Source organism: Paenibacillus sp. W2I17 (genome assembly GCF_030815985.1).
GTDB lineage: Bacteria > Bacillota > Bacilli > Paenibacillales > Paenibacillaceae > Paenibacillus.
The window spans coordinates 585031-611614 of sequence record NZ_JAUSXM010000001.1 but is presented as its reverse complement, the minus strand read 5'-3'; the positions used below and the strand labels follow the sequence as shown (position 1 = coordinate 611614).

Sequence of the window (26584 nt, the reverse complement as noted above, 5' to 3'; positions counted from 1 at the left end):
TGTTACAATTTCGATCTGGCTACGCGCCTTCTTCTTCAACCAACAGTTCCAGCTTAATCACATTAACTCGGGAAATCCGCTTATGCTCTGTCTCTTGAATGACAAATACATAACCCCCATACTCAACCGATTGACCGACCTCAGGTGGAATGGCATCTACTCTGGAGTATAGCCAGCCCCCGATGGTATCGTAATCGGCACGATCCATCTCCAGTCCGAATCGTTCGCTGACTTCTTCAATCAGCATCAATCCATCAATAGAGTATTCCATCTCATCCACTTGCTCAATGGCAGGACGCTCATGGTCGAATTCATCCTGAATCTCGCCTACGATCTCTTCCATGATATCTTCAAGTGTGACAAGCCCGGAGGTTCCGCCGTATTCATCAATCAGAATCGCAATCTGTGTCTTGCTACGCTGCATACGCTTGAGCAGATCACTGATTAGCGTGGTATCTGGCACAGCCAGGATGGGCCGGATTACGGAGATGGTATCCGTGAGTTGGGATCGCATCAGATCCTTAATGTGAATAAAACCGATAATATGATCCTTGTCTCCGTTATATACCGGATACCTTGTTCGCATACTCTCACTGGCAATCTCCAGATTCTCCAGCATGGACTCATTGGCATTCAGACAGATCATTTCCGTCCGTGGAATCATAATTTCACGGGCGGTTGTATCCGTAAAATCAAATATATTATCAACAAGTGCTAATTCAGTGTTATCAATTAAACCGCTCTTATTGCTTTCTTTCATCAGAATGCGTATTTCATCTTCGCTATGTGCGGAGTCCATCTCCGAAGCTGGTGCCATTCGGAACAGTCTCAACAAGCCGTTAGCCATACCGTTCAGTGCCCATATGAATGGATACATTAACTTGTAGAAGAACGTTAGCAAAGCCGCAGACCACAACGTGATCGTCTCAGACTTTCGAATCGCCATCGTTTTGGGAGCAAGTTCTCCCAGTACAATGTGCAAGATCGTAATAATCACAAATGCAATGGCAATAGAGATTCCATGAACGTAGACTGGTCCCAGTCCAAATGCGGTAAACATGGGCTCTAACAGATGTGCAATTGCCGGTTCTCCCAGCCACCCGAGTCCCAGTGAAGCCAAAGTTATACCTAGTTGGCAAGCTGATAGATATGCATCCAGATTACGTACGATATTGGAAGCATAGATGGCATTTTTGTTGCCTGTTTCCACCAAAGCCTCAATCCGGCTTCCACGAACTTTCACCATCGCAAATTCCGCCGACACAAAGAAACCATTCATTAATACAAGTAAACCAATTATTACTAAATTTAAAATACTCGGTAAGGGGTCACTCAAATTTTCATCCTATTTGCCGTCATTCTTCGGCAAATAGGTCCACCTCCTTCGAAAATGTAGGATATTTGCCATTCTGCCGCTCATATGCAATTTCAACTTCCCAATGCTTCCACCTCCACCTTGTTCTGTCGAATAAAAAAGATATGCTTCTTTTATTATATAATTCTACACTACACAGTCAATCCGTGTCCTATGACAACGAAATGGCACAAACGCCTTTTTTCTTTAACAAAAGTCTCGATTACGCTGTTTTTTTAACCTTTCGCAAACAATGATCTAACCAAACCAAAGAGAGCACCCTAGCTCATGCTTCCGCATGGCTGGATACTCTCTTTTTGTAATACGTTATTTTCTCAGATTCTATTCGCCGATTACGATGTGGACTCAATCTCCACTACGGTTTCCGAAGCGGGGTTCCAACGCCATCTGGCTTGTTTCCCGCTTTCGTTATGCAATCCACCGATCCAGAATTCATCCTGCTTCAGCAATGCCCAATCGACTTCACCATTCAACACCTGAATTCCGAGTTCCGTTAGCGACAGGACTCCGTCACGGAATTTTTCATCATGTTGTTTGAAATTAGGGAAAGTGGTTGCACCGCTCATCTGAAGAAGGGCATGAGGTCCTTCTGTCATCCGCCTCAGATGTGCCCAGTATTCAAGATCACCCATCCCGAGAATATGCAGCTTGTCCCCTACCTCGCGAAATAATGGATACGGATGCTCCACACCTGCTCTAATGGTCTCCAGTGTTGTCTGCTCAATGAGCCCCAGACCATTCGATACAGATGGCAGACGGGACAAATGTGCCTTAAAGGCAGCTTTCGCAAAGGGTAGCGCAGAAGTGTCTGCCTGCAAGTAATCCAGATGATGCCGGAAATCAGTCGACGTATAAGCTTCCCAGAACTGTGCACCGGCTTGTAACTCGTTTTTCTCAATCACATGCCAACTGCCTGACAGCCGTTCAATCTGTGTGGAGGTAAGCTGTCCCAGTCCTCTAAAATGCTCGATCTCTGGATACGAGTCAATACAGAGCAGATTCAGTTTCGTATTCTGGAGTGCTTGTCCTTTGAAATAATGCAATAGATAAGATAACATCGTCTGATCATAGAGATCGTATTCGAACCATAAGACAATTTCCTTGTATTGTTGAAACGAATGTAACTTGCGTTCAAGCTCCTCAATTTTCAAGTATTCTGCCTGTGGAATGCCCAACTGCTGTTCTAACACGGATGCCCGATTCTGCCGCTCCTTCGTATCTCCCATTTCTTTGGCTACCGGGCCGAACGTGTACAACTCTCTCCATACCAGGATGTCTCCCTGAATTCCACTCTCTCTTAAACGATTAGCAGCGTGATCCCCATTCATAATGTGTAACAATCCTTTTCCCCCTTCATACAAGTCACTGAATACAGAGGCCAGATCCCTTACAGGCATAGAGCGCTTGAGTTTGGATCGGGCATCGAACAATCTTTTCTTTAATGCAGGTACCTTGACCCCGAGGAAATCCGATATTTCCTTGAGCGAGTATCCTTCCAAATAAAACAGTTCAACAGCAATCCGCATCGATGATGGCAGTATTGCAATGGAATCACGAAGCGTACGATGCATTTCATTTTGCACCGCTTGTTTTTCCGGATTATACGCCTGATCCTCTTCATGGAATACATGCTCCAGCTCCTGAACTGGAATCATGGTATGCTGCTTGCGTCTAAGCCAGCGATAACACTGTCTCTCCACGATCACCTTGAACCACCCGGGAAAAGCCTCAGGAGCTTCCAGCTTGGACAGATTACCAAAGGCTTCAGTAAACGCCTCCTGCACGACATCTTCTGCCCAAAATGTATCCCCCATTCGGTGGTAGGCAACAGCAAGTGCCATCCCGCGATATTGAGACATCAGTTGTGCGTAAGCTTCGGGTTCGCCCTTCATCGCTCCTTCAATCCATGAATTCAATGCTATGGACTCCCTTCATATAAGCATGCTGCTTGTTCTATTCATGTATAAGTGCCATGTTATCGCCAAAAGGTTACGTATGACTCTAAACCTATAGTAACCTCCGTATATATGTTTATGTAAAAAGCTGTCCTGTCTGCGGATTACCTCCACATTCAGGACAGCGAAGTAAATCAGTATGTGTTAGACATGTCAGTTACAAAATGATGAGGTGCCAATGATTATCTGCTTGGAGCTTGCGGGTAATTTCCTACCACTCCCGGATATTGATACAACAACGGTTCATCAAATGTAGCATAGTCAAAGTTGACCATCAACAGCGATGATCCGTCTTCCTGTCTTCGGGTCACTGATGATAATATGGTCACGGCCAGCTGCTTCAATAATACCTTGGAATATGCGAGCGTTCCATTCTTTATTGCCTTCATATGTCATGTAGAACGTACCGAATTTACCAAGGTTCAGACGTAAAATATTCTCAATGTATGACTGCTCAAACTGTGGAGCCGTTGTTGTAATCACTGCACCCGTTGGTGTCATTGGGCTTCCACTGGATACGAGTGGGGGTACACTTGTGGAGCTTGGTGATACCATCCCTGGCGTTGGTGACATGGCAGGCATTCCGTTACCGATTTTGTAAGACGTACCTTGAACCTGAGAATTGGCTTGTTGACCCAACACAGGATTCGCTTGCTGACCCAGTGTTTGAGTCGTTGGTTGATAAGGCTGATTAATCATAGTGATTCCTCCCAAAATTTAATATACTTCCGGACAGTCATCGCCTGTCGGACTGAAGAAACAATGCGCTTTGAAACGTCCTGTATTTGGCTGGTCATACCACGTTGGTGGGCAGTCGCCCACAGGTCGGAAAAACCACAATGAATTGCTCGCTGGCCAGATGCGCTCTCCATTGATCACCCGTTGTGCGAGACGAATCTCGGACTGTCTTGCCCGTTGGTAAAAGTACCCCTTCTGTGTTGACTCGTAGCCTCCTGGATTCTGGAATACCATACGATTGATATCGCGAATATCCTTAAAGTCCAGACAATCCACCAGCACCCGGTTCACACCTACATTGCCCACAAGCAACATACCCTGTTCGCCGTCACCTTCAGCCTCTGCCCTCATGAGCCTAGCCAGCAGCTTGACGTCCTCTGAGTTGGCTTTAATAACAGCCATAGTCTGTTTCCTCCCTTGTTTCAGCTGTTCATCACCGTACATCGTATTGTGCAGGAGCCCATTCGGTGACACGATTCCATCTTTTTTCCATAAAAAAAAGCCCGGAACCTCACCCAAGGTGAAGTTCCGAAGCAACTCGTTTCTTATAATACTCGCCTATTTAAGGCTTGGCCTCAATCCAATAATCATAGGCATGAACAATGTTGCCTTGGTAAGCCTGATGTTCGGCCAGCAGATCCGGAAGCTTGGCAAGCTGAAGTTCCATCTCCGCTGCCCCTTTCTCATAAAAAGAAATATGAGGACCTTCATGGTTCTGCTTCATTTCTACCGAGATCATCAACCTTTTACCCAAACGATCCGCAATCTCCATCTCCTGACTCACAATAGCAGCAATCCCATTGGAACCTTCGGCGTTGTTACGGAAAGCCATCAGCGACACATGATCGAGTGTACGGATCATAAATTCAGTCACAGATGTATCCTTTCCTGGCAACGCGAAGCTATCCAGCCATACAGCAAGGTCTGCGCTTGTTTCGAGATCACTGTCCTTCTTTGTTTCTTCCTGGAAAAATGTAATATTGGCAGCCCATTCGGTCAATAAGGTGTCCCGACTATTCTCCCACTCCGGCAATGTGTAAGGCTCAATATCCAGATGGATGCCTTCAAATCGTTCATCCGGCTCGGAATCAGCATTATAGTTTTTTACATAATCAATCAAGCGCTTAATGCGTGGACGATTCTCCTTCTTGCCCCAGATCGGGTGTCCACCCATCGCATGGATCTCAATGCCCTGCGCTTTTGCCCGTTTCACAAAACTGCGATAACTGGAATAGGGTTGATCCAGATCTAACCGCACATACAACCAGTTAATATTCTGCTCTCTAGCAAACGCTAGTATGTGCTCTCCCCCGTCATGCGTCACCTGAGAAGCCTCCCAGATATACGTTCCCCGAATCTCTGGCTGATTGGATGGAATCTCCGGTGATGGCAGTTCTGACGGCTCCAGTTGTCCCCAGTATACGATGTCATGTACAGCAGAACCTGCGTAGGAACTATGCTCGCTGAATGCGGAGGCAACTTCTTCGATAACGGTTTCCAGTTGTGCTGCACCTTTCCCGGCAAAAGTCGTGAACTCCTCGCCAGGCATGGGCTTGGTGTTCAACCCAACCGTGACGCTCACATTGCTGGCATCTGCCCAGTTCATTTCCTGTTCAATTAAACGTATAATACCATTGTTCCCTTGCGCGTTATCACGGTAAGCGAGTAAAGTGACATGCTCCACTCGTTCAATGAACCAACGTGACAATGGTTCGTTATCTGCATCCTCAGAAACTCTATTTCCTGTGACGGTATAGGAATCCAGCCAAAATGGCAGGTCAATATTCACTGCAACTGCGCCATCCTGTCTCACTTGCTCAAATAACAGATTCATATTGGCTACCCATGATTGTACCAGTGGCTTGGCATCTTCTTTCCAGGCTGGTAACACATAGGGCTTGATATCCAGATGTATGGCATCAAATTGCTCGTTGGGCTCAGCAGCTTGATTGTAATCACTTACCCACGACGCTAATCTGAGCATGGGGCCTTCACGGCCACTGAGTGCCCAGGATGGATCGCCTCCCAGCGCTTCAACCGTAATACCCGCACGGCTTGCTTTGGCTATAAACGTCTGGTATACCTCCTTGGACAGCGTCATGTCTACATTCACGTACAGCCTGTTTATCTTATGTTTAGCTGCATTGGCCAACAGCTCATCTCCGTTGCTAACAGACTGTGCCTGCCATACCCAGCCCGCCCGTATATCTGCGCCGTCTGCTTCAGCAGGTGACTCATTCCCTATCATTATCATCCCTCCGATCAGCAGTAACAGCCAAAATACCTTCCGGGATTGTTTCCCGAACATATACTCCCTCCATTCCTCTACTGTTGTAAAATCACATTTATTATAGCAACCGAGTTATTAAAAACAAATAAGCCCAAGTGCTTAACTTGGGCTTATTGCTCTTAAGTTGGGACAGCTTAGGGCTCGCCCGGCTTAATCCCGGTTCTAGTCCTCATATATCATTTTTCGGGTCATGCCTCCATCAATAACGAGGTTGGTCCCTGTGACAAAGGTATTGCTTGGATCAGACAAATATAAACAAGCACGGGAGATATCCGAAGGAACACCCACACGACCGGAGGGATGCTGTTCATGGTCCTCCTTTTTCAATTTCTCCACGTCACCTGTCTCAATCCATCCCGGACTGATACAATTGACCCGAATTTGGTCCTTGCCCAGTGAGACCGCCAGCGCATGCGTCAGAGCTACAATCGCTCCTTTGGATGCGGCATAAGCTTCGGTATCCGGCTCAGACATCAGCGCACGGGTAGAAGCCATGTTGATAATGGCACCCCCGTGTTCATTGTTTTTCATATGTTTGGCCGCTTCCCGACTCGCCAAAAAGCAACTTCTCACATTGGTATTGAGTACATCGTCCCATTCTTCCAGCGTCAGCTCGTAGGGTGACTTCCACTTGGCGAGTCCTGCATTATTTACCAGAACATCGATTTGCTTGAATTCTTCCACGGTTGTACGAAAAAGATTCGTAATATCCTGCTCGCTCCGAACATCACATTGGACAAAGATGGCTTCTCCACCTTCATTACGAATGGAAGCTGCGGCTGCCGCACCCTCCGCCTCCTTGTAGTCAGCAAGTACAACTTTGGCCCCGGCGACTGCATAAGCTTCAGCCACACTTCGTCCTATCCCTTGAGCGGCACCGGTTACAACAACGACCTGATCTGTAAATGACATATTCATTGCCTCCTCTATGGTAATGATCCTTCGATCATAATCTCATTAAGCCTCTTCTTATATAAAAACACGTTAGGCCCATTAAGAAACGCTTGTCCAGCAAATAATCAAAAAAAGCTCACGCCATTCTGGCGCAAGCTGCTCAGTTTAACCCCGTAGGCGTTCAGAATATACGCGATTATATCGCTCGAAGCCTACATAACGCGTTCCTTTGAACGAGAGCCGTCCTTCATCCCCCTCAGCGCACAAACCATACTCTTCGCCATTGACTTTGAATTCGAGCCGATCTCCACTTTCTACTTCAAAGGTGACGTAGTATAACGTTCGTGCTGTACTGCCTGGTTCAGATTGCGACTGACTCATCTTCATCCGTCTGCTGGTGATTCGTGAAGGCACGGTCAATAGCGGCTCCGAGTTGTTGCGTCCCCACCTCCATACCTCCTTTCCCATCGACAGAAGGACTATACCTATAATCAGAACAAATACAACCGGAAAGACGGTTCCAAACAAATCAAACATCCAGGATGATTCAATGCCCATGTCTCTCCCTCCGTTCATACAACTTAGGACAGCCGGAGTCTTGACCCGTCTCCTGTAATGTATATGCACGTAAACAAGGAACTTGTTATCCAGATTGAAATCGAACAGTGTGAAGGGAAAAAAACCTCCGGCAGAATACCGAAGGGTTGCTTTATACGAAAATAAGCACTATTTCATTATCTAATACCCTGCTGCCTAGCAGCCATGTTTTACTTAAAGGTTGTTGCAAATCGTTGATCCAACAATATAACCTGATTAACCTGTCCCTCTTTTGTCAGCATAAACGATGCACGATAGATAGCCAGATCATCTTTTTCCGCTTGCAGCGACTTCTCATCCAGGAATGTTTCCTTCTGAATATGATAGGCATAATCGATATTACGTTCAGATTCGACTAAAACATGTTCCTTGCCATACAGATCGAGAATCTCTTGATGTGTCATCCCCGCCTCTGCCCCGCGAGCTGTCTTAAAGTACCCTTTCGAGTCCTTATTCAAGATGATACTGACGACTTTGGCATCCCTATAGCCAATCGTGATCCCGTTATTGTATTGATAGGATTGACCCACACCGGTTGATGTTCCCTCACCAAGGATTTTCTCCGCCTCTTCCTGACTCATTCCATACGTAATCTTATCCTCACTGTCGGTCTTCGTCACAGCCAGATCCTGTTCTGAAAATTCGTTTGGATTGAATTTGCTATTGCTGCAAGCCGTGATCATGATTAATAACAATGCCGCAACAACCCATGTTATTTTTCTCCAGTGTCCATTCTTCATGTACTCACCTCTGATGTTTTTCCAATATTTTATCATATTAACTACTGAAAAAATAATTAGTAGTGACGTTTTTACCATTCCTCACAAAACAAAAAGGGTATCCGATATGTAGTTACTCCTGTACCATTATCCGCTCCAACTGAGATAACAGCCTCAGGTAAAGCACTGCTATCTCAGTTCAAGCAAACCGATGTTACCATTGTGGATGCATATTTAATAAAGCAAAGGACAATTAGCCTAGGCTGTTAACGTACTCAAGCTAATTGTGTGATCACAAGATGTGCCGATACAGGTCGTGTTCCGCCCGCAAGTGGCGTGATTGTTAATGCTGTAGCATTACCAGCCGGGTTCCGTACGGTCAGAATAGAATTAATCACGGTTGTCTGCACTAAAGCCATACCCACAATCTGAGACGTTCCCGTTGCTCGCCCAACTACAGTAGGAGCCAAATCTGCCCCATTGAGAGTTAAGATTAATTGACCGGCTTCATTGATGCTCACCTGGAACAAAATCTGATACGTACCAATGGCTGCCAGATTGAATGAACTAGGCCCCGTACGTGCGATAGTTGTTCCACTTGTCGGCCCATCCTGAGGAAAGCTTACATCAGTACCGGGAGCAACCGTTGCTGCATTATCAGGTGGCATTAGCGCGAAAAAGTCAGCAAACCCCAGTACGCCTCCAGCTGCTCCTGTGGCACCTGTAACTCCCGTGGCTCCAGCAGGACCAGCTACTCCTGTCGCACCTGTCGGGCCTACTGCTCCAGCAGGACCTACCGCTCCTGTTGCACCGGCTGGGCCTGCCGGACCTACTGCTCCAGCGGGACCTACCGCTCCTGCTGCACCGGCTGGGCCTGCCGGACCTACTGCCCCAGCGGGACCTACCGCTCCTGCTGCACCGGCTGGGCCTGCTGGACCTGCCGGACCTGCTGCTCCTGTCGCACCCGTCGGCCCAACAGCTCCAGCGGGGCCAGGAAAACCTTGAGGTCCAATCGCTCCGGCAGGTCCGGGATTACCTTGCGGACCTTGTGGCCCTACGGCACCTGCTTCTCCTGGAATCCCCTGAGCTCCCATGGGTCCAGCGGGTCCAACCGGACCTTGAGAGCCTACTGCTCCAGCAGGACCAGGCTGTCCCTGAGGTCCTTGTGGTCCAGGTGGCCCCCCCGCTGGTCCTTGAGCTCCAGGTGGCCCTTCAACCCCTTGTTTACCTGGAATACCCTGTACGCCCTGTACGCCTTGTATACCTTGTGGTCCTGTTGGGCCAACAACAGTAGGTGTAGATATATTCACTTCTGGAGGCGGACATTTTACTTGAACGAACTTTTTAACCACTTTTAATCGGCGGTCTTTTCTTTTAACTTTACACGGGTGTAATGTTGCCTTTTTTCTCTTCATACGCTTCTTCACTTCTGAATGACTCACAGTGTGGACACCTCCCTATAGACATAGTTTAACGTACGTATGTAGATGAAAAGATGCGTGGACGAACAACCATTTTAGTTAAAAACTCAGCTAATTTCCAGGAAAAACAATTAAATTGATATCACACCGCCCATACGGTTGATCTAAATTGTTCATAACCATTAATTGAGTCAAGCTGGTTTACGTAACGATATTTGTTCAAAAAAACTCATGCCATTTGGGCATGAGTTGCTTGGTTTAACCACGCAGACGTTCCGAATAAAGCAGATTAGTTCGTTTAAAGAATATATCATGCCCCTTGAAAGAGAGCCGTTTTAAATCTGCATCGGGTGTACGACGATATAGGAGTTTTGAGAAAAAGGTAAACCACGACCTCCATAACATGTTGAGTTCACTTATGCTGATTTTTCGATTGTAATATTCTTCATCACAATTAATCTTGTGGTCTAACGATTCTGCCAAGTAAAAATGTGTTTCATCATAGCCAACGACGGGAACAAAATGCAAATAACGTTGCTTGGGATGTACTCTAATAAATAAAATAACAGGCACACCCTGGCTGATCTGTTTTTTCAACGTATTCACATTTCCTCGTAAGTACATTGCCTGATATCCTAGCTTACTGAAAAAAACAACGACCGCTTTGGGATATACCGTCCCATCCAGTAATTTGCGAGGATAGGTTTCATATAGCTTTGTTCCGTTGGACTCCAAACCGAAATGTCTCAAGACGAATGCACTTGAAAATGCAGCGCATTCGTAGTTTTTCTGAATATCCAAACGATTTGAAGATTGAATGTAATATGTGCTTGGCACATTGACTGTGTACATGCGATCTTTCTTAGGGAAACTGAAATAAAGGGAGATCACCCAGAAGAATAATCAACCAAAGTAATACATTGAGAAACAACACGTGACCTCCTTCGCTTCATCAGATGATATACTCTACCTTTTAAGTATGCCATTCACTAGACAATAAACTATAAGTCACAATATTCTCGTAATGATCGTAGACCCATTGAGCTTCTCTGGATGTACCTTCATTTGAAAATCCGATTTTCTCAGGTATAGCCCTGCTTTTAAAATTGTTTTCTGCACATTGAATGATCACACGATTTAACTTCAACTCGTTAAAGAGGTATTTAAGCAATTGCTCTATTGATTTGGTAATGATTCCTTTGCCCTGTGCTGACTCAGCTAAAAAATATCCAATGCTCGTTGCTCGATTATTCCAATCAATATAATGCAATGCTAACATCCCGACCAATTGTTCATTGAACCATATTCCGGAATCAAAACCGTTCCTCTCTTCATAATTATGTGTCCATACTTCTATTACAGAATCTAAATCGCTGGGCGATTGTCTTTTATCAACCCAGAGTAACCACGCTCTCAAGTACTTTCTGTTCTCATCAATTAACGCATACAACTCATCTCTATCTCGAGATTGGATCAGCTTTAAAACAATAGATTCATTCACTTGAAAAGGCAGCATCCTGTTCCTCCACTCAATCTAACTATGAGGTTATTTTAGGTGTCTATTCCTCGCACCAGTTCTTTAAAACCCATTCTTTAATTTGTTCAGCTACTCCCACTGCTGTAAGCTCTGTCGTATCAATTGTTTGCATTGGCGGGTCAAACGCAGTTTCTGAATTCTGGAGTAACCAGTTGGCAAAGTTTTTGTGATCTTCAATCAAGTTCACGTCCCACCCACGGGCTCTTAAACGCGTCTCGCGAGTAACATCGTCACAATGCAAGTTCATATATAGAATTCGATCAAATCGATCTATGTAATCGGACGATGCAATGTTTTCCGGAACCATCGTTCCACATAAAACAGTCCCTCGCCCACTTAGCGATATGTTATACGCAATCCTCAACCAATTCTCTTTGGCAATCTGCCAATCCACATTATCGATGATATCCATATCAAAAACGTCAAATTCGGGTAGCTGCTTCCGAACATGCGAAGAGATCGTTGTTTTTCCTGTTCCACTTGCGCCTGTCACTACAAACAGCGGTAATCTTCTCATAACTAGCTCCTTTGATTGAACTTCCCTTCCAGAAACTTTTAAATATTATTCTTATCACTGAACTCAATGCAAAAAGGTTGCATCTCAGGTTTTAAGCAATACTCTATTCTTTCTCTGAAGTTTTTCCATTCGACTTTTAAAATGGCTTCTTCGATCGGAAAGAAACCAGACTCTAGGCTCTCCGATGTTGTCGTTAATTCTCCTCCTATTGGTTTTGCTAAAAATAACGTGTTACATATTGAATTTTCGATATTTTGAAATATTCCACAGAATTTGATGATTTCAATGTCGATTCCAGACTCCTCTTTGGTTTCTCTGATTGCAGCTTGACTTAGGGATTCTCCTTCTTCCACTTGACCACCTGGCATTTCCCATCCTCTTCGTGGTCCTCTAATAAGTAATAATTCATTTTTGTCGTTTATAACGATTGCAGCGGCAGATAAGATATGTTTTGGAGGGCTCATTTATTCGACTCCTTCTAAAGAGATTGGATATGCATTTGAGGAATATGATTTATAGCCATACTAAAAAAAGTTATATATCCCGTCTTCAAAATAATTGTATTCTTCATCCGTTACTCTTAACTTTCCATACCCGTTATAAAATATTTCTCGATCTCTTTCATTATCAAACGCATTATGTTTCGGTCTAATAGCTAACGCTACATCATATCTTGGATCCCCGTATGCTGCTCCTGCCCAATCAATAACTCCAACGATATTGCAATCATTAACAAGTACATTATCTATGGTAAAATCGCCATGAATTAATGTGTTATCGATTGGTTCTGGTCTTCCTTCATTCAACTGTTGAAGTAGTTCTGCTGATCCGTCTACAGCAAAGTGAGTTAGATTATATTCTGCTTTACTAAGCATTGTATCTAACCAAGGACTGTCATTGTTCAATAATTCAACGGGACAAGAGCATTCATGTATTTTCTTCAAACAACGCCCAAAGTTAAAAATCGCTTTTTCTTTACTCTGAAGATCAGGCATCTTAGAGAGAAAATCTCTTAAACTTATTCCATCAATGTAATCCATCAAAAGCCATCTCGATCTATCCTCAATATGAAATGAATATGTCTTCGGAACAGGGAGTCCCGTATGGTAAAGGTATTGAAGCACCTTATATTCATCTGATAACCATTCATTATAAAGATCGTTTTCTGTCTTCTTGATGATGTACTTTTGGTCGAACGTATCCAGAATAGCCACAGTAGAAGTATGACCTTGCTTAGGAAAAGTGATTTTCTGGACTTTCCCTATATGTTCTTTTATTTCAATTGGGAGATCTTGAATTTTCATAGTTTTATCCTTTCTACAATTTCATGCCCTTTCTCTTTCAGATAAAGTCAATAAAACAATTCCACATTTTGAGTGAATTACCTTAATTATTTCTATAATAACCCATGCTGCAGTATTTGCGAAGTGAATTTAAAAGCGCATACATTTCTCTCTAAATCAAAAAGAACGCTCCTGCAGGAACGTTCTCCGTGAATGATTAGCCTAGGCGTACATCAGATCCATAAATCCGCGAGTTACATCTCCACCTTCAGCTGGTTCGGGTTGGTCTGCCTGTGCGTGTTCTGCCATGCAAGCCTTCACTGCTTCCTCTGTCGTACAACGATTCGCATCGTCACATGTGTAGCATAATTGAAGCATATATCTGGTTAATTCATCCGCCTGCGTGAATTGAGTTTGACCGTTGGTTCTCATCTTCATCACTCCTTCTCTTGTTGAGTTAAATATATCACCTTCTAATGGATTTATTTGTGATTTATTTCACAAACTAAGTAAAAAAGAAAAGGAACCCTTAGGCTCCTCTCCTTTCTCCTATCTATTCACATCGATAACACTCTATGTTTATAGTACTTTCCAATGTACACCGCCATCTACCGTTTGCAATAACAACGATCTTTTGGCATCTGTATTTTCAACCAATATCCAGCCAAGCTTGGGGGTAACCATCTGAATCTTCACAATCTCCGGATAGTCTTCGAGAATTTTCTCCAGTACACTGCTTGCGGGAAGAGCGCTCCACGTTTTGCCCGCATCCTTGGTGTGGTAGGTTATGCCCTTTTGCATCGCCCAACCTTCCGATGCGTTCAGAAATACCGGTGAAAGGTTACGATTCGGACCCGTTTGTTTGTTTAAAGTGAAATTGGACAGCTTCCAGCTCTTACCGCCATCGGTGGTAAAGAATCCATTAAATGTCGTGCTCTCCCCTTGAGAACAGGACATTGATATCCAGGCTGATTGCGCTTCACGTCCAAAAAATTGTGGTGAACTAACACTGAAATTACCACACCCGTTGAATTTGTTTCGATCAAAGAAGGATGGTCCAGTATTCCAGTTTTCTCCGCCGTCTGATGTTACATATAACTTCGGTGTGCCGAACTCCAGCGCTGTTAAGAAACCATGTTTTGGATCCGAGAAAGCCATCCCCGTGGTGTATCCACGTTTGGAAATCTCTTCTGCTTCCTGTTTGCCATCTTCATCACTGGAAGACATCCGATTCCAGGTGATTCCACCGTCCTCGGTGAAGTAAAGTTTCTTGTCCTGTTTACCAATAGCGGTATCGACCGTAGTGAGAATCCAGCCTTTCTCAGGAGATACAAATGAGATCGCAGTCACTTTATCCGTCTTGGACAGAGAAGACAGGCTCCAAGTTACGCCCCCATTGTTGGTGCGAAGCACCATGGTATCTGTTCCACCCATGCCTTCACGAACAATCCAACCATGCGCACGATCTACAAAATAAATGCTTTGTCCATATTTAGGGTTAGCCGGAAACTGTACATTTTCCGAAGGTGAAATATTGGTCCAGGTCTTTCCCTGATCCTGAGTGTAGTACAGGCGCAGCGCATTCCGCGTCACACCCCACGCCAATCCTCCGTTGTCATTGAGCAACTGAAAATCGGTCAAACGGGTCTGTATTTGGTACTTGGCCATATCTGCAGATTCTGTACTGTTCACAGGGGGAACGACAGTTAATGTCTGCCCTGTATTCCCGGCGTCCTCCTGCTGCTGCGGAGGTTCTGCTACCGGAGGTTGATCTGAGTCGGTGCATGCAGCCAATACAACTGCTATACCTATAGACAGCAATGCTGTCTGCGCGATTTTAATCCATTGCGAACGCAAGTGGGTTCCACCTCTCTCATCCAATATACAGGCGCGCATGCCTGTCCTATGGCGTTTTATTTACGATTCATCAGAATCCACTGCTCCTATTCTACCACAAACCTTATGTAAAAGGCTCATTGCCCACTCATGGTCGGCCCGCTCCCTTTTTCCAGCTCATACTCTGGGCTATAGGTCGCACACTTATTACCATTAATTTTATCCTAAACTGTTTTTCGACGGAATAATTGGTAAAAAGACATTAAATGTGAACTATTTTATAGACAACACTCGCTTTATATTCTCTAATCCCTTAATATGGATGGGAGTATAACCCAAAAAGGAGAGGATATTGAACATGACAAATAGTGCAGCTCTGAAACCAAGTCGTGTCGTGATTGTAGGCATGGGTGCGGTGGGAACAACAACGGGATACACGCTAATGTTGAGACAGCGTTCGTCCGAGTTGGTATTTGTGGATGTGAATCATGATAAAGCAACCGGCGAAATGCTGGATATGAACCACGGTCTTCCATTTACGGGAGGCGTGAAAGTATGGGCTGGCGATTATTCCGACTGCAAAGATGCAGATATCATTATTATTACAGCCGGCGCTTCCCAGAAACCAGGCGAGACCCGGATTGATCTGCTGAAGAAAAATGCAAGCATTTTCAAAGATATTATCGAGCGCATTACTGAAGTGAATTCTCATGGTATTTTACTGATTGCAACCAATCCTGTAGATATTTTGTCCTATACTTCATGGAAACAAAGTGGATGGCCTGCTTCCCGTGTCATCGGTTCAGGTACATTGCTCGATAGCGCACGTTTCCGTTACCTGATTGGTAAGAATAAAGGGATCGACCCGCGTAGTATTCACGCACACATTATTGGTGAGCATGGAGATTCCGAAGTACCGGTATGGAGCCTGGCTAACGTTGCAGGAACAGATCTGGAATTGGATGAAGAAACACAACAGGATATCTTTGACCGTACCAAAAATGCAGCGTATGAGATTATTAATGCCAAAGGAGCGACTTCCTATGCAATCGCCCTTGCTCTGGACCGCATTGTAGCTGCAATTCTCGGCAACGAAGGCTCCGTTCTGAACGTATCCACTTACCTTGAAGACTACAATGGTGTATCGGATGTTTATCTGGGTGTTCCATGTGTTGTCGATCGCAACGGTGTGCGCGAAATTCTGCCTCTTCCGCTGAATGAAACCGAAAAAGTGGCTTTCCAGGCATCTGCTAACAAATTAAAAGAACAGATCGCTGGATTGGAGTAATCCACGTATAAAAAATAACCACCTGTATTCCTGTAATAAGGAGTATCCAGGTGGTTATCTGCTATCCAAATTCCATTTGGTTTACATAATATTTGTTCCGTCAATATTATCGTTGAACATTTTTAATTCAGCATTTTGAATCATTCGATGTCAATCGCTACAGGGTATTACTAATTACCAACTCTCAGTTACTCTAAATACCACATCAACTGTGTTCGAGCCTGGACCACCAATATTCAATACGGCTAAAGTTACAACCTGATTTTCCGGAAGAGTGAAATCCAAAAGTTCTGAAGAGGCCAATATTGTAGTATTCCCTGCTCCCCCTCCTGTAATGCCTTGAAACACCACTTCTCCACCTGTAATTGTTGTAGAGGTATTGTTGACCAGCAGTGCGGTCTCGCTATCAGGAATGATCGTTGTAGCTGTGGGATAATTAACAAAAGCTCCATTTAACGTCCCTCCCACTAGCACTTGGTAACTTAGATCTACGGTTGAAATAACATTGATTTCTTCCAAATTCACCTGAACCGAATTCGTTCTAGCCGAACCCGCTGGAAACACAGCTTTTCTTGTAAATGAAATTACGGGTGTTAATGTTGATGTAACATTTGTTATTCTTCTTCTTTCGGAAGTGACTCTATAGGTTGGTTCATATTTTCCGATAATACTATATTGTCTTCCACCCACAAATATACTATAAGCAGCACCAGTTCCATTATTAGCGACTTGTGCTCTTAACGGAAGATTTGGATCAACAAAGCTTGTTTGACCTGTTGGGGAGAATCGATGAACGGTAACTACCTCTTGGGCTAACGTTACGGGATCAGGGATAACCACTCTAAATTCGATCACTCCGTAACCATACCATGTAAACACAATTTGGTATATGTTCCCTTTTGATAAGTTTAGTGTAGCTCCGCTTGGTCCTGTCCCGTTTAATGGATCTACATTCCATAAGCTTTGAGGAACTGTCGTATCAACTCCTGCTCTACGCACGGTTACAAACACCGTAGTACTGTTCACTCCAAAAAAGGCTCCGTTTTGAGTATCAAATAATCCCCATTGCGCCACTTGGTTACCTATTGGCAGAGAAGGAATTCGAACCCCTATCCCCGCCTCTCCTGCATAACCCGGTTCATATCGTCCTCGCAATACACTTTCTAAAATGGCTGAGTCTACGCCACTGGCAGTATTGCTCAAATTATACTCAGTCGCGTTATTTGTAACCGTGCCGGCCCCAGTAGTCGTAACTGCATCTCTAAGGATCGATAAACCATACACAGAGGTTAGCTCCACAATTGGAGTTTTTTGTGCTATACGCAACTCATCGAATTGCGAACTGACATTTGGTCCAATATTGGAGATGATAATATCTGACAATGTTTCTCCTCCTTTGCAGAAAGAGGGAGAAGAAGTGAATATTCTTCTCCCCGCTTTTTATTGACTACCATTCTTCAGTGACACTAAAGGTTGCGGTGACAGAATTCGTACCACCACTTAAGTTAGCTACAGCCAGCGTGACAAATTCAGTGTCTGGTAATTGAAAATCCAATAATGACGCAGAAGCTAAAATTCTGGCACTGCCTTCTACGCCAGCTGCTAAGCCTTGTAGTAGTACCTGACCTCCAGTGATGGTCGTTAGCGTACTATTTACTAACAGACCTGTCTCCGAGTTTGGAATATTCGTCGTTGCCGTTGGATACGTTGCAAAGGCTCCATTAATGGTTCCGCCTAATATGATCTGGTAGTATATATCGTCTGAGGTTACAAGATCGATCCCTTCAAGTTTTACACTGACTGAATTCGTTCTGCCTGAACCTGCCGGGAAAGTTGCTTTTCTTTGGAAGGCCAAAATCGGTGTCAGAGCCCCGGTTGCAGTTACGGTTCTTCTTTCAGAAGTAATTCTGAATACCGGACTATATCTGCCCACAATGCTATATTGTCTTCCTCCAACAAATAAATTAAGTGCAGATGCTGTTCCACTATTCGAAATTTCAGCACGGAGAGGAAGATTAGGATCGGCCAAACTTGTTTGCCCGCTCGGTGAGAATCGTTGAACGGTAATTACTTTTTGCGCTAAAGTCGTAGGATCAGGAATAACAACTCTAAACTCAATGACCCCATAACCGTACCAAGTAAATAAAATTTGAAATATATTCCCCTTAGCCAGACTAAGTGTAGCTCCGCTAGGACCGGTTCCATCTAATTTATCAACGTTCCAGGAAGCCTGAGGAATAATCGTGTCTGCTCCTGCTCTTCTGACTGCTATAAATATTCCGTTTGCCACACTCTGGCCAAAAAACAAACCATTTTGGTCATCAAAAAGTCCCCATCTCACCACTTGTGTTCCTGTAGGGGCAACAGGCAATCGCACGCCGATCCCTGCTTCTCCAGCATACCCTGACTCATACCTTCCCCGTTCTGAGCTTTGAAGTATTGCCGTATCTGCTCCTGATGCTGTCGTGGTTAGTTGAAACTCTGTGGTGTTGGTTCCAACCGTTGCAGCACCCAAAGTAGAGACGATGTCTCTTAGGTTAGATAGACCATATACCGAAGTCAATTCAATAATCGGCGTTTTTTCACTTGCTCTTAATTCGCTAAATTCAGAACTAACATTTGGGCCTACTCCCACTATAGTTACGTTAGGGTCTACTGTACCAGTGGCTCCAGTTACTCCAGTTGCACCAGTATTTCCGGTTACACCAGTAACTCCAGTGACTCCTGTTGTACCAGTTACTCCAGTGGTTCCTGTTACTCCAGTTACTCCAGTTCCCCCGGTAGCTCCTGTTACTCCAGTATCTCCAGTATCTCCAGTATCTCCAGTTGCTCCGGTTACTCCAGTTACTCCAGTGGTTCCTGTTACTCCAGTTACTCCAGTTCCCCCGGTAGCTCCTGTTACTCCAGTTTCACCAGTATCTCCGGTTAAACCAGTGACTCCAGTTGCCCCAGTTTCACCAGTTCCCCCGGTAGCTCCTGTTACTCCAGTTTCACCAGTATCTCCGGTTAAACCAGTGACTCCAGTTGCCCCAGTTTCACCAGTTCCCCCGGTAGCTCCTGTTACTCCAGTTTCACCAGTATCTCCGGTTAAACCAGTGACTCCAGTTGCCCCAGTTTCACCAGTTCCCCCGGTAGCTCCTGTTACTCCAGTTTCACCAGTATTTCCGGTAGCTCCAGTGATTCCTGTTGCTCCAGTTGCCCCAGTAGCACCAGTATCTCCAGTTGCCCCAGTTGCCCCAGTAGCACCAGTATCTCCAGTTACTCCAGTATCTCCAGTTACTCCAGTATCTCCAGTTACTCCAGTATCTCCGGTAGCTCCAGTTGCCCCAGTAGCACCAGTATCTCCAGTTGCCCCAGTAGCACCAGTATCTCCAGTTGCCCCAGTAGCACCAGTATCTCCAGTTACTCCAGTATCTCCAGTTACTCCAGTATCTCCGGTAGCTCCAGTTTCACCAGTTACTCCAGTATCTCCAGTTGCTCCAGTTACACCAGTTACTCCAGCTCCGGTAGCTCCAGTTTCACCAGTAGCTCCAGTCACCCCGGTAACTCCCGTGGACTCATTTGCACCTAACAGTTCTGAAGATACAATACGATGGGGCGTTACAAGCTGCCCGGCAGAATTTTTTCCCCAAACCGATATTTCTACTTGCTGTTCTGCGAGACCACTTGTAGTAAAGATAAATTCAAATACATCCAGGTTTGCAAAGTAATTCTTCGTTATTGCTTGATTCGAACTTATACTAATAAGTTCAAGTACGTATAGAGTTCTGATTCCATTCAGGTAATATCCTTGTATCAAGATACTCGCATTATTGATCAAATCTCTATTATCGATCTTAATCGTCAACTGTTGTGTTGGCCTTACGCCACTAACTGGATTATTCTCAATCGGTCCAGTTGATAAAGTAGCCATGTTATCCCCTCCCCTCACATGCAGTTTAATCTTTGGCATCTCCTAACTTCTTTACATAAAGTATTCCAATTCTTGCTAGGGGTGAGAGTTATCGCATAATTCAGTATTTGAGAACTCAAAAAGCCTGTCACTTGGACAGGCTTCTCTAAATCTAATTATTCAATAGCTAATTGTTCAACCCAAATGCGGGAAGTTTAACGTCAAGCAAAGCCATAGCCTCTTCTTTCTCCCGGCTGGTTACGTGAGTGTACACGGTTGTTGTTTGAATCGATGCATGACCAAGCAGCTCCTGCACGGTACGCAGATCGGCTCCACGCCGTAACATCATGGTCGCGAAGGAGTGACGCAGCTTATGACTGGAGTAGTTTTGACGTTGATTGGCTGGTGATTCCTGCTGGAAGCGTTCAAAGGTTTCTGTAGATATGAGCTGGATGCTGCGAATCGACAGTCTCTTCCCTTTTTGCGAGACAAATAACGCTTCCTCTTTTGGCCGCCAAGGTTCCAGACGCTCAGCCATCGCTTGAGATAATACTTTTGCCACAGTCTCCGGTATAGGTAGGGAGCGCCATTTACGACCTTTACCAAATACATCCAATGTACGCCGCTCCGCATTATAGTCTTTGCAATCCAACGCATGCACTTCTCCAACCCGTAATCCCATATATCCCATTAGTAGAAAAACAGCCAGATTACGTGTGCGATACTTGCCTTCTACCGACTCCAAGAAACGTGTCAGCCCACTTTCATCAAGGAAAACGGGCGCACGGTTTTTCTCGGTTTTGGATTTTTTGATCCCAAACGCCGGATTATTGGTTAACAATTCAAGTTCAATGAGGGACTTGTAAAAACAGTTCACCGCTGCATGTTTGCGATTTCTCGTGGCATCACTAACCCCGCGCTCCCGAGCGCGGGACAGAAAAGACAACACATGCAGCTTTTTGACCTGCTCCAGTGACTTTCCTTGAATGGAGACCAGAAATTCCACCACGTCACCCGTGTATGATTTTACCGTATGGCCTGTATATCCGGCGTCCTTCATCCATATGTGAAAAGCTTCAAGTTCGTCCGCATATTGCTCCTGAATCTCCTCGGTCATCATCTGTCTACGTCACCTCGATTCGGTTAAAATTGACTATGATTATTTACGCTGATACTACGATGACAGAACAACCTTCTGAAGCAGAACAGAGCCCCTAGGCTTCATCCACAATGACAACGTCACTCAGCGGAATGATCGTTTCGGGTCTGCCTTGACTACGGGTAAGTACAAACGATGGCAATGGATTCTCGTGCAGGCCATTCACGGATTCACAGATCTGAGTATATAAATCCATGTGCAACGTCTCGCCTTCACCCGCCACATCAATAACAGGCCAATCTCTCTGAACGCAGGCAGGCCAGTAAGCCAGCTCATTCGCAGGTACGATACTTAATTGTTGAATAGACGGATCAATACGGTAGATCCCTTGCCGTTCAGGTTCATCGCCCAGCTTGTCCACGGCAAGTATTCCAGCCGACTGCTCATCTGGTGCAGAATAGAGTGAATAACACCACGGAGTCACGCCCCAGGCGATCGCCATCAGCCCCTCTTCCATCAACGTATCTGACAGATTCCCTTCGGCAAATTGCTCGATCAGATTATGGTTACCTGGTCCCATCAGTTCCTCTACACGTTCAGCGAGTCGAGGCAGGTCAGCGAGAATGAATCCTCCTCTCCCGTAGGAGTCAAACACATGATGGTTTCTGCTCCACACAGCTTGAGACGGTGAACTCAACGACGCTGCTTCGGCCGGGAAAAGCGATATATATACGGTGATAACTTGCGCATACTTAACCATTGCAAGTTGTTCAGGTTCGAGTGTACCTTCAGCAATACGAGGTGTTTTCATATGCAGGGAGATTCGAAGTTCGTATTCCCCCTCTGCAAATGCTGTCCAACCAAGATTAACAGACTGTTCAACGCCTTCAATAGATGCAATGGAGATCGAGCTATCCGGTTTCAGGTTAACAGCATACTGCACGTATGCTAACTCCTGACCATAGATGATATTGGCATCCTGACGATTGACCGGTGAATCCAACTGTTGTGCAATGACAGATACCTTACGTCCATCCTTCAGAAGACGCTGCGGATCAATATCCAACTGTAAGGTTTGTGAATCCTCTAATTGTGAAACAATTAATCGCGCCTCGGCAAGTACGGATGAGTCAGCTAATGCAAATCCAAAAGCTGCATTTTGATGATCTGAATTCGTATGTAATGGTGTGTTCATGATACATCCCCTCTCTTATGTCTGATGGCATGTCACAACCCCAAATATATTTCATATTTGGCTTAGCCGCAACCCCGGCTCCTTAATTATATCGGTCATACTCCTTATTACTTACCCATATATGAAGAAAATTCCAACCTTCCCTGCTGTTATCCCCCTTTATCTTTCTATATATAAAAAAATCCCCATCCCGCCTCGCCGGAGCGATACGAAATGAGGAAAATGGAAAATATTCTCGGATGAAGATGTTCTCGTCTCGTCTACTTATCCTTCGATCGGAAAGCACTCGAGATCCGGCGTGCCGGATTCAGATGACTGTAATGCCGTCCATACGCAAAGTAGATGATCAATCCGATGATCAACCAAGCAAAAAACGTAATCCATGTCAGCGCTGCAAGGCGTGTCATCAAGTATACGCAACCCAAGGCACTCAGAATCGGAATCAGTGGCACAAGTGGAACGCGGAATCCGCGTTTGAGATCAGGGTTATTTTTACGCAACACAATAATGCCCAGACTTACGACTGCAAAAGCAAACAACGTTCCGATGTTCGTAAGCTCCGCCAGATGTCCCAGTGAGATGAACCCGGAGAACAGAGCCACAATAATGCCTGCAACCCATGTTCCAACCGCTGGTGTCTGACTCTTGCCACTAACCTTGGAGAAGACAGGTGACAGTAGTCCGTCACGAGACATGGAATAGAGCAAACGTGTCTGACCATACATCATGACCAGCAATACGGTCGTAATGCCGGCAATCGCTCCAAGAGATACAATCCAGGACAATCCCTTCAATTGAACAAATTCAAATGCAAATGCAACCGGATCACTTACATTCAGCATGTTATAAGGCACAATCCCTGTGAGGATCAACGATACAACAATGTAGAGAACGGTACAGATTGCAAGTGACGCAATAATTCCAATCGGCAAATCCCGTTGTGGCTGTTTAACTTCTTCTGCCGCTGTGGAGACCGCATCAAATCCGATGTAGGCGAAAAATACCGTAGCTGCTCCAGCTGTTACACCTGAGATACCAAAAGGCAAAAATGGCTGCCAGTTGGTTGGCTCTACATAGAAAACACCTACACCAATGAAGATCAGCACAACAATAATTTTAATCGCTACCATGATGCCGTTCGCACGAGCCGCTTCCTTCACCCCTCGGGTAAGCAGGAAAGTGATAATTAAAGTAATGACAGCAGCCGTGATGTCAAAATAGGTTCCCTTTTCCGGACTGAACGCACTCGTCAGCGCATGGGGTAACTCCAATCCAAATCCGGACAATAACGTCTGGAAGTATCCAGACCATCCACTGGCTACCGCCGCACTCGCGAATCCATACTCTAATATCAGATCCCATCCCAGAATCCAGGCAATCACTTCGCCAAAAGCCGTATAACTATACGTGTACGCACTACCCGATGCCGGTATGCTTGAGGCAAATTCCGAGTAACACAATGCTGCGAATGCACATATGATACCTGCCAGCAAAAATGACAGTACAAGGCCCGGGCCAGCATACGTTGCGGCAGCTACACCGGTCAGCACAAAAATCCCCGTACCAATAATAGCTCCTACGCCAAGTGTGGTTAAGTCCAACGGACCGAGTGCCCGTTTCAATCTACTGCTGTTATCACACGCTGAGGCAATTGGTTTTTTACGAAATAATGAAGATCGTTGTTTGTTCTCACGCATGGTCATGTTCCTCTCGTCATGAATCTTGAATGTGTTATGGATGTAATGGAGATTGGATGGTTTTCCATCTGTTCTATGAAAAAGTCATTTGTTCTATCTTATCGATCACCTATAAAAACCTAGCGAATTCTACACGTTATCGCGTTGCTTGGTTAAATTTATTTTGAAAGATCACTTATTTTGTTCTTTTTTCGCGAATATTATCATGATCTGTTGCACGTGGATGAATATGAAAATGGATTTAAAACAAAACTGCGTATAATTTATATTATGCGCAGTTTTTATGAGCCTAATTTTCCGCGAAAAACACCTTTAACACCTTGTTATCTGAAGTTAAGAAAAAGAGAGCTCTTTTCGTCTTTTTCCGCTGTATCTTCCTCCCTTATCCTGTCTAATTCCACGATATGACGGCATGTAAAAGAGCCACATATCATTATGCGGCCCTTTATTTCTTACTATAGGTTCACGAGAAAGCAATTCTCTCTGCATCTGACATCCGGTATTGGGTTAACAAATAATCTTTGCTCTGCATCGCCGTATCCCGAATCGCATCCAGATCAACATTCAAAAGTTTGCCCTCTCGCTTCACAAGTCTACCTGCCACAAAGACCGTATCCACATTGGATGGATTGGCAAATTGCACGACAGCGCCGATTGGATCATGGACGGGGAACATATTCAGATCGGTAGTACGAATCATGATCAAATCCGCTTCCTTTCCGGGGGTCAGCGTTCCGACCTTCTGCTCCAATCCCAATGCTTGGGCACCAGCTGAAGTTGCAAATCTCAGCACTTGGCTAGACTGCAAGTTCAACTCACCAGGCATCTCACCCTGCTGCAAAAGTTGTTCATTGGCTCTGGATCGTTCAGCCTGAAGTGCAAACTTCATCTGCGAGAACATATCTCCGCCTGTGGACGTTACCACATCTACACCAAGTGTAGGGGTTCCCCCATGTTCAAGAAAATAGCCGGTGGCCGGATATCCATGACCCATCATCATTTCAACCTCAGGTGTGACCGACAAGGAAGCGCCGCTATCTGCCAGCATTTTGTATTCATCCATGCCCATGGTGTTACCATGAACGATATTCACCCGTGGACTTAACAGTCCCGCTTCGTACAAGTGACTGATCGAGCGATCCACAGATCCCCAACTGCCAAATCCGGCATGCATGGAACAGATCGCATCCAGTTCTTGTGCTAGTTCGATCTCTTTCACGGTTGTATCCCAATGACTGAACTCCGGACCACGAATGGCCAGCCCATAAGTAAGTAATTGATCCTGTGATGAAAAATATCGTTCTTTGACTCTTCTCACATCATTATTCGAATACGTGAGTTGACTATCCCGATTCCAGTAGTCCGTCTCACCAGGGACTCCGTGAGCAAATACCGCCCGAATGCCAGCATCCTGAAGTCCACGAATCAGTTCATCCGTATGGTCAGAGGAATACGGCATGCTCCAATCCAACACTGTCGTCACTCCTGCGTTAAGCGCTTCCAAGGAACCGAGCAGGTTGGCAATATAACTATCTTGTGGACGGAGCTTGCTTCCCATCGCACCATAATAGAGATTTTGCAAATAAACTGGTAACGACCAGTTGGTTCCCGCTGTTTTGACAAGTGATTCCCACATATGCCGATGCGTGTCCACCAGCCCAGGCATAATAATCATCGATGAAGCATCAATGATCTCCGCATCCGGAATATCCAGGTCGGGCTGGATCGCCATGATCAGTGAATCCTGAATCAGAACGTCCGCCCTCTTATACTGTCCAATTCGAGCATCCATCGACAACACACAGCCATTTTTCAACAGATAACTTGTCCGCACAAGACACATCTCCCATCTGATTTGGTTTGAAAGACGATCACATCCTGCTTACGAATCCGTACTGCTTCTGACTATTTTTTCGCTAGTATATATACATTATATAGTTATTGTTAGTATTTATCAATTTTGGGATTTTCGTTTCGCCCGAAATCTTCTGACCTTCATCAGATTTCCACACATCTTATCATCACAGTACTTCTGTGTTCTGCTTCGGGTATCATCATAGAACATCCAGCGACAATCCGAATTATCACAGATCCGGATCCTGCCGCCTTCTCCCTCTACCAAAGTCAAAGCAAAGTCAGCAGCTACCTCAGCCATAACCTGACTCCAATGTGCTTCTACAGCTACCAGTTGGAGTTTCAGTTCCTGATCAATTGTAGTCAATGTTCTTCTCACATGCCCTGCTTGCATAAC

The 26584-nt window shown here is 45.1% G+C and carries 23 protein-coding genes and 1 pseudogene; 1 reads left to right on the top strand and 23 read right to left on the bottom strand.

Going from position 1 to position 26584, the window contains the following annotated elements; translation table 11 throughout:
* Nucleotides 1-19 precede the first annotated feature (19 nt).
* The 16 genes and pseudogenes from QF041_RS02830 to QF041_RS02755 form a co-directional block, all read right to left on the bottom strand.
* On the bottom strand, nt 20-1336 hold the full coding sequence (locus QF041_RS02830; protein WP_091019552.1) for a hemolysin family protein: 1317 nt from the start codon (nt 1334-1336) through the stop codon (nt 20-22).
* A 371-nt stretch (nt 1337-1707) separates the two neighbouring features.
* Nucleotides 1708-3291: a sigma-70 family RNA polymerase sigma factor gene (locus QF041_RS02825; RefSeq protein WP_307411608.1), complete on the bottom strand. Its 1584-nt coding sequence runs from the start codon at nt 3289-3291 to the stop codon at nt 1708-1710.
* A gap of 221 nt (nt 3292-3512) precedes the next feature.
* Nucleotides 3513-3972: pseudogene (gerQ, locus tag QF041_RS02820) on the bottom strand (spore coat protein GerQ).
* A 75-nt stretch (nt 3973-4047) separates the two neighbouring features.
* The gene (locus QF041_RS02815; protein WP_307411605.1) at nt 4048-4470 is read right to left on the bottom strand and encodes a cell wall hydrolase; all 423 of its coding nucleotides are present in this window, start codon (nt 4468-4470) and stop codon (nt 4048-4050) included.
* Between the two features lie 160 nt (nt 4471-4630).
* Entirely contained in the window at nt 4631-6316 is a 1686-nt protein-coding gene (locus QF041_RS02810) for a hypothetical protein (protein WP_307411602.1), read from the bottom strand.
* A 204-nt stretch (nt 6317-6520) separates the two neighbouring features.
* Complete coding sequence (locus tag QF041_RS02805; protein ID WP_307411599.1) at nt 6521-7270, bottom strand: glucose 1-dehydrogenase; 750 nt, start codon at nt 7268-7270, stop codon at nt 6521-6523.
* Nucleotides 7271-7417: 147 nt separating this feature from the next.
* A complete protein-coding gene (locus QF041_RS02800; RefSeq protein WP_017688132.1) occupies nt 7418-7810 on the bottom strand; it encodes a DUF2500 domain-containing protein in 393 nt (130 codons plus the stop codon).
* A 209-nt stretch (nt 7811-8019) separates the two neighbouring features.
* Nucleotides 8020-8589: a hypothetical protein gene (locus tag QF041_RS02795; protein ID WP_307411596.1), complete on the bottom strand. Its 570-nt coding sequence runs from the start codon at nt 8587-8589 to the stop codon at nt 8020-8022.
* 254 nt (nt 8590-8843) lie between these two features.
* Complete coding sequence (locus tag QF041_RS02790) at nt 8844-10010, bottom strand: collagen-like protein (RefSeq protein WP_307411593.1); 1167 nt, start codon at nt 10008-10010, stop codon at nt 8844-8846.
* Between the two features lie 237 nt (nt 10011-10247).
* The gene (locus QF041_RS02785) at nt 10248-10841 is read right to left on the bottom strand and encodes a C39 family peptidase (protein WP_307411590.1); all 594 of its coding nucleotides are present in this window, start codon (nt 10839-10841) and stop codon (nt 10248-10250) included.
* A 121-nt stretch (nt 10842-10962) separates the two neighbouring features.
* Nucleotides 10963-11505, bottom strand: a complete 543-nt coding sequence (locus tag QF041_RS02780; RefSeq protein ID WP_307411587.1) for a GNAT family N-acetyltransferase — start codon at nt 11503-11505, stop codon at nt 10963-10965.
* 43 nt (nt 11506-11548) lie between these two features.
* Nucleotides 11549-12043 (bottom strand): AAA family ATPase, encoded by a 495-nt coding sequence (locus QF041_RS02775; RefSeq protein WP_307411585.1) that lies wholly within the window; start codon nt 12041-12043, stop codon nt 11549-11551.
* A gap of 38 nt (nt 12044-12081) precedes the next feature.
* A complete protein-coding gene (locus tag QF041_RS02770) occupies nt 12082-12507 on the bottom strand; it encodes an NUDIX hydrolase (RefSeq protein WP_074095430.1) in 426 nt (141 codons plus the stop codon).
* Between the two features lie 60 nt (nt 12508-12567).
* The gene (locus QF041_RS02765) at nt 12568-13347 is read right to left on the bottom strand and encodes a phosphotransferase family protein (protein ID WP_307411550.1); all 780 of its coding nucleotides are present in this window, start codon (nt 13345-13347) and stop codon (nt 12568-12570) included.
* 201 nt (nt 13348-13548) lie between these two features.
* Entirely contained in the window at nt 13549-13758 is a 210-nt protein-coding gene (locus tag QF041_RS02760) for a hypothetical protein (RefSeq protein ID WP_074095432.1), read from the bottom strand.
* 147 nt (nt 13759-13905) lie between these two features.
* Nucleotides 13906-15183: a WD40/YVTN/BNR-like repeat-containing protein gene (locus QF041_RS02755; protein ID WP_307411545.1), complete on the bottom strand. Its 1278-nt coding sequence runs from the start codon at nt 15181-15183 to the stop codon at nt 13906-13908.
* Nucleotides 15184-15520: 337 nt separating this feature from the next.
* On the opposite strand from QF041_RS02755, the gene QF041_RS02750 reads away from it, so the two are divergent.
* The gene (locus QF041_RS02750) at nt 15521-16450 is read left to right on the top strand and encodes an L-lactate dehydrogenase (protein ID WP_036613729.1); all 930 of its coding nucleotides are present in this window, start codon (nt 15521-15523) and stop codon (nt 16448-16450) included.
* 174 nt (nt 16451-16624) lie between these two features.
* On the opposite strand, the gene QF041_RS02745 is transcribed toward QF041_RS02750, so the two are convergent.
* From QF041_RS02745 to QF041_RS02715, 7 genes are all read right to left on the bottom strand, one after another.
* The gene (locus QF041_RS02745) at nt 16625-17833 is read right to left on the bottom strand and encodes a hypothetical protein (RefSeq protein WP_307411542.1); all 1209 of its coding nucleotides are present in this window, start codon (nt 17831-17833) and stop codon (nt 16625-16627) included.
* 64 nt (nt 17834-17897) lie between these two features.
* Entirely contained in the window at nt 17898-20363 is a 2466-nt protein-coding gene (locus QF041_RS02740) for a hypothetical protein (protein ID WP_307411539.1), read from the bottom strand.
* Between the two features lie 166 nt (nt 20364-20529).
* Nucleotides 20530-21462, bottom strand: coding sequence for a tyrosine-type recombinase/integrase (locus tag QF041_RS02735; RefSeq protein WP_307411535.1), 933 nt, complete (start codon nt 21460-21462; stop codon nt 20530-20532).
* Between the two features lie 94 nt (nt 21463-21556).
* Nucleotides 21557-22636, bottom strand: a complete 1080-nt coding sequence (locus QF041_RS02730; protein WP_307411532.1) for a hypothetical protein — start codon at nt 22634-22636, stop codon at nt 21557-21559.
* Nucleotides 22637-22896: 260 nt separating this feature from the next.
* Nucleotides 22897-24333 (bottom strand): branched-chain amino acid transporter BcaP, encoded by a 1437-nt coding sequence (gene bcaP, locus QF041_RS02725; RefSeq protein ID WP_307411529.1) that lies wholly within the window; start codon nt 24331-24333, stop codon nt 22897-22899.
* A 463-nt stretch (nt 24334-24796) separates the two neighbouring features.
* Complete coding sequence (locus QF041_RS02720) at nt 24797-26176, bottom strand: amidohydrolase family protein (protein ID WP_307411526.1); 1380 nt, start codon at nt 26174-26176, stop codon at nt 24797-24799.
* 111 nt (nt 26177-26287) lie between these two features.
* Nucleotides 26288-26566: a CGNR zinc finger domain-containing protein gene (locus QF041_RS02715; protein WP_307411523.1), complete on the bottom strand. Its 279-nt coding sequence runs from the start codon at nt 26564-26566 to the stop codon at nt 26288-26290.
* Nucleotides 26567-26584: the final 18 nt, after the last annotated feature.

Excerpts from the sequence above, each read along its gene's own strand:
- QF041_RS02815 (WP_307411605.1), bottom strand. The coding sequence starts at position 4,470 with ATGGCTGTTATTAAAGCCAACTCAGAGGACGTCAAGCTGCTGGCTAGG.
- QF041_RS02810 (WP_307411602.1), bottom strand. The coding sequence starts at position 6,316 with ATGATAGGGAATGAGTCACCTGCTGAAGCAGACGGCGCAGATATACGG.
- QF041_RS02805 (WP_307411599.1), bottom strand. The coding sequence starts at position 7,270 with ATGTCATTTACAGATCAGGTCGTTGTTGTAACCGGTGCCGCTCAAGGG.
- QF041_RS02800 (WP_017688132.1), bottom strand. The coding sequence starts at position 7,810 with ATGGGCATTGAATCATCCTGGATGTTTGATTTGTTTGGAACCGTCTTT.
- QF041_RS02795 (WP_307411596.1), bottom strand. The coding sequence starts at position 8,589 with ATGAAGAATGGACACTGGAGAAAAATAACATGGGTTGTTGCGGCATTG.
- QF041_RS02785 (WP_307411590.1), bottom strand. The coding sequence starts at position 10,841 with ATGTACACAGTCAATGTGCCAAGCACATATTACATTCAATCTTCAAAT.
- QF041_RS02780 (WP_307411587.1), bottom strand. The coding sequence starts at position 11,505 with ATGCTGCCTTTTCAAGTGAATGAATCTATTGTTTTAAAGCTGATCCAA.
- QF041_RS02775 (WP_307411585.1), bottom strand. The coding sequence starts at position 12,043 with ATGAGAAGATTACCGCTGTTTGTAGTGACAGGCGCAAGTGGAACAGGA.
- QF041_RS02770 (WP_074095430.1), bottom strand. The coding sequence starts at position 12,507 with ATGAGCCCTCCAAAACATATCTTATCTGCCGCTGCAATCGTTATAAAC.
- QF041_RS02765 (WP_307411550.1), bottom strand. The coding sequence starts at position 13,347 with ATGAAAATTCAAGATCTCCCAATTGAAATAAAAGAACATATAGGGAAA.
- QF041_RS02760 (WP_074095432.1), bottom strand. The coding sequence starts at position 13,758 with ATGAGAACCAACGGTCAAACTCAATTCACGCAGGCGGATGAATTAACC.
- QF041_RS02750 (WP_036613729.1), top strand. The coding sequence starts at position 15,521 with ATGACAAATAGTGCAGCTCTGAAACCAAGTCGTGTCGTGATTGTAGGC.
- QF041_RS02740 (WP_307411539.1), bottom strand. The coding sequence starts at position 20,363 with ATGGCTACTTTATCAACTGGACCGATTGAGAATAATCCAGTTAGTGGC.
- QF041_RS02735 (WP_307411535.1), bottom strand. The coding sequence starts at position 21,462 with ATGATGACCGAGGAGATTCAGGAGCAATATGCGGACGAACTTGAAGCT.
- QF041_RS02730 (WP_307411532.1), bottom strand. The coding sequence starts at position 22,636 with ATGAACACACCATTACATACGAATTCAGATCATCAAAATGCAGCTTTT.
- bcaP (WP_307411529.1), bottom strand. The coding sequence starts at position 24,333 with ATGCGTGAGAACAAACAACGATCTTCATTATTTCGTAAAAAACCAATT.
- QF041_RS02720 (WP_307411526.1), bottom strand. The coding sequence starts at position 26,176 with ATGTGTCTTGTGCGGACAAGTTATCTGTTGAAAAATGGCTGTGTGTTG.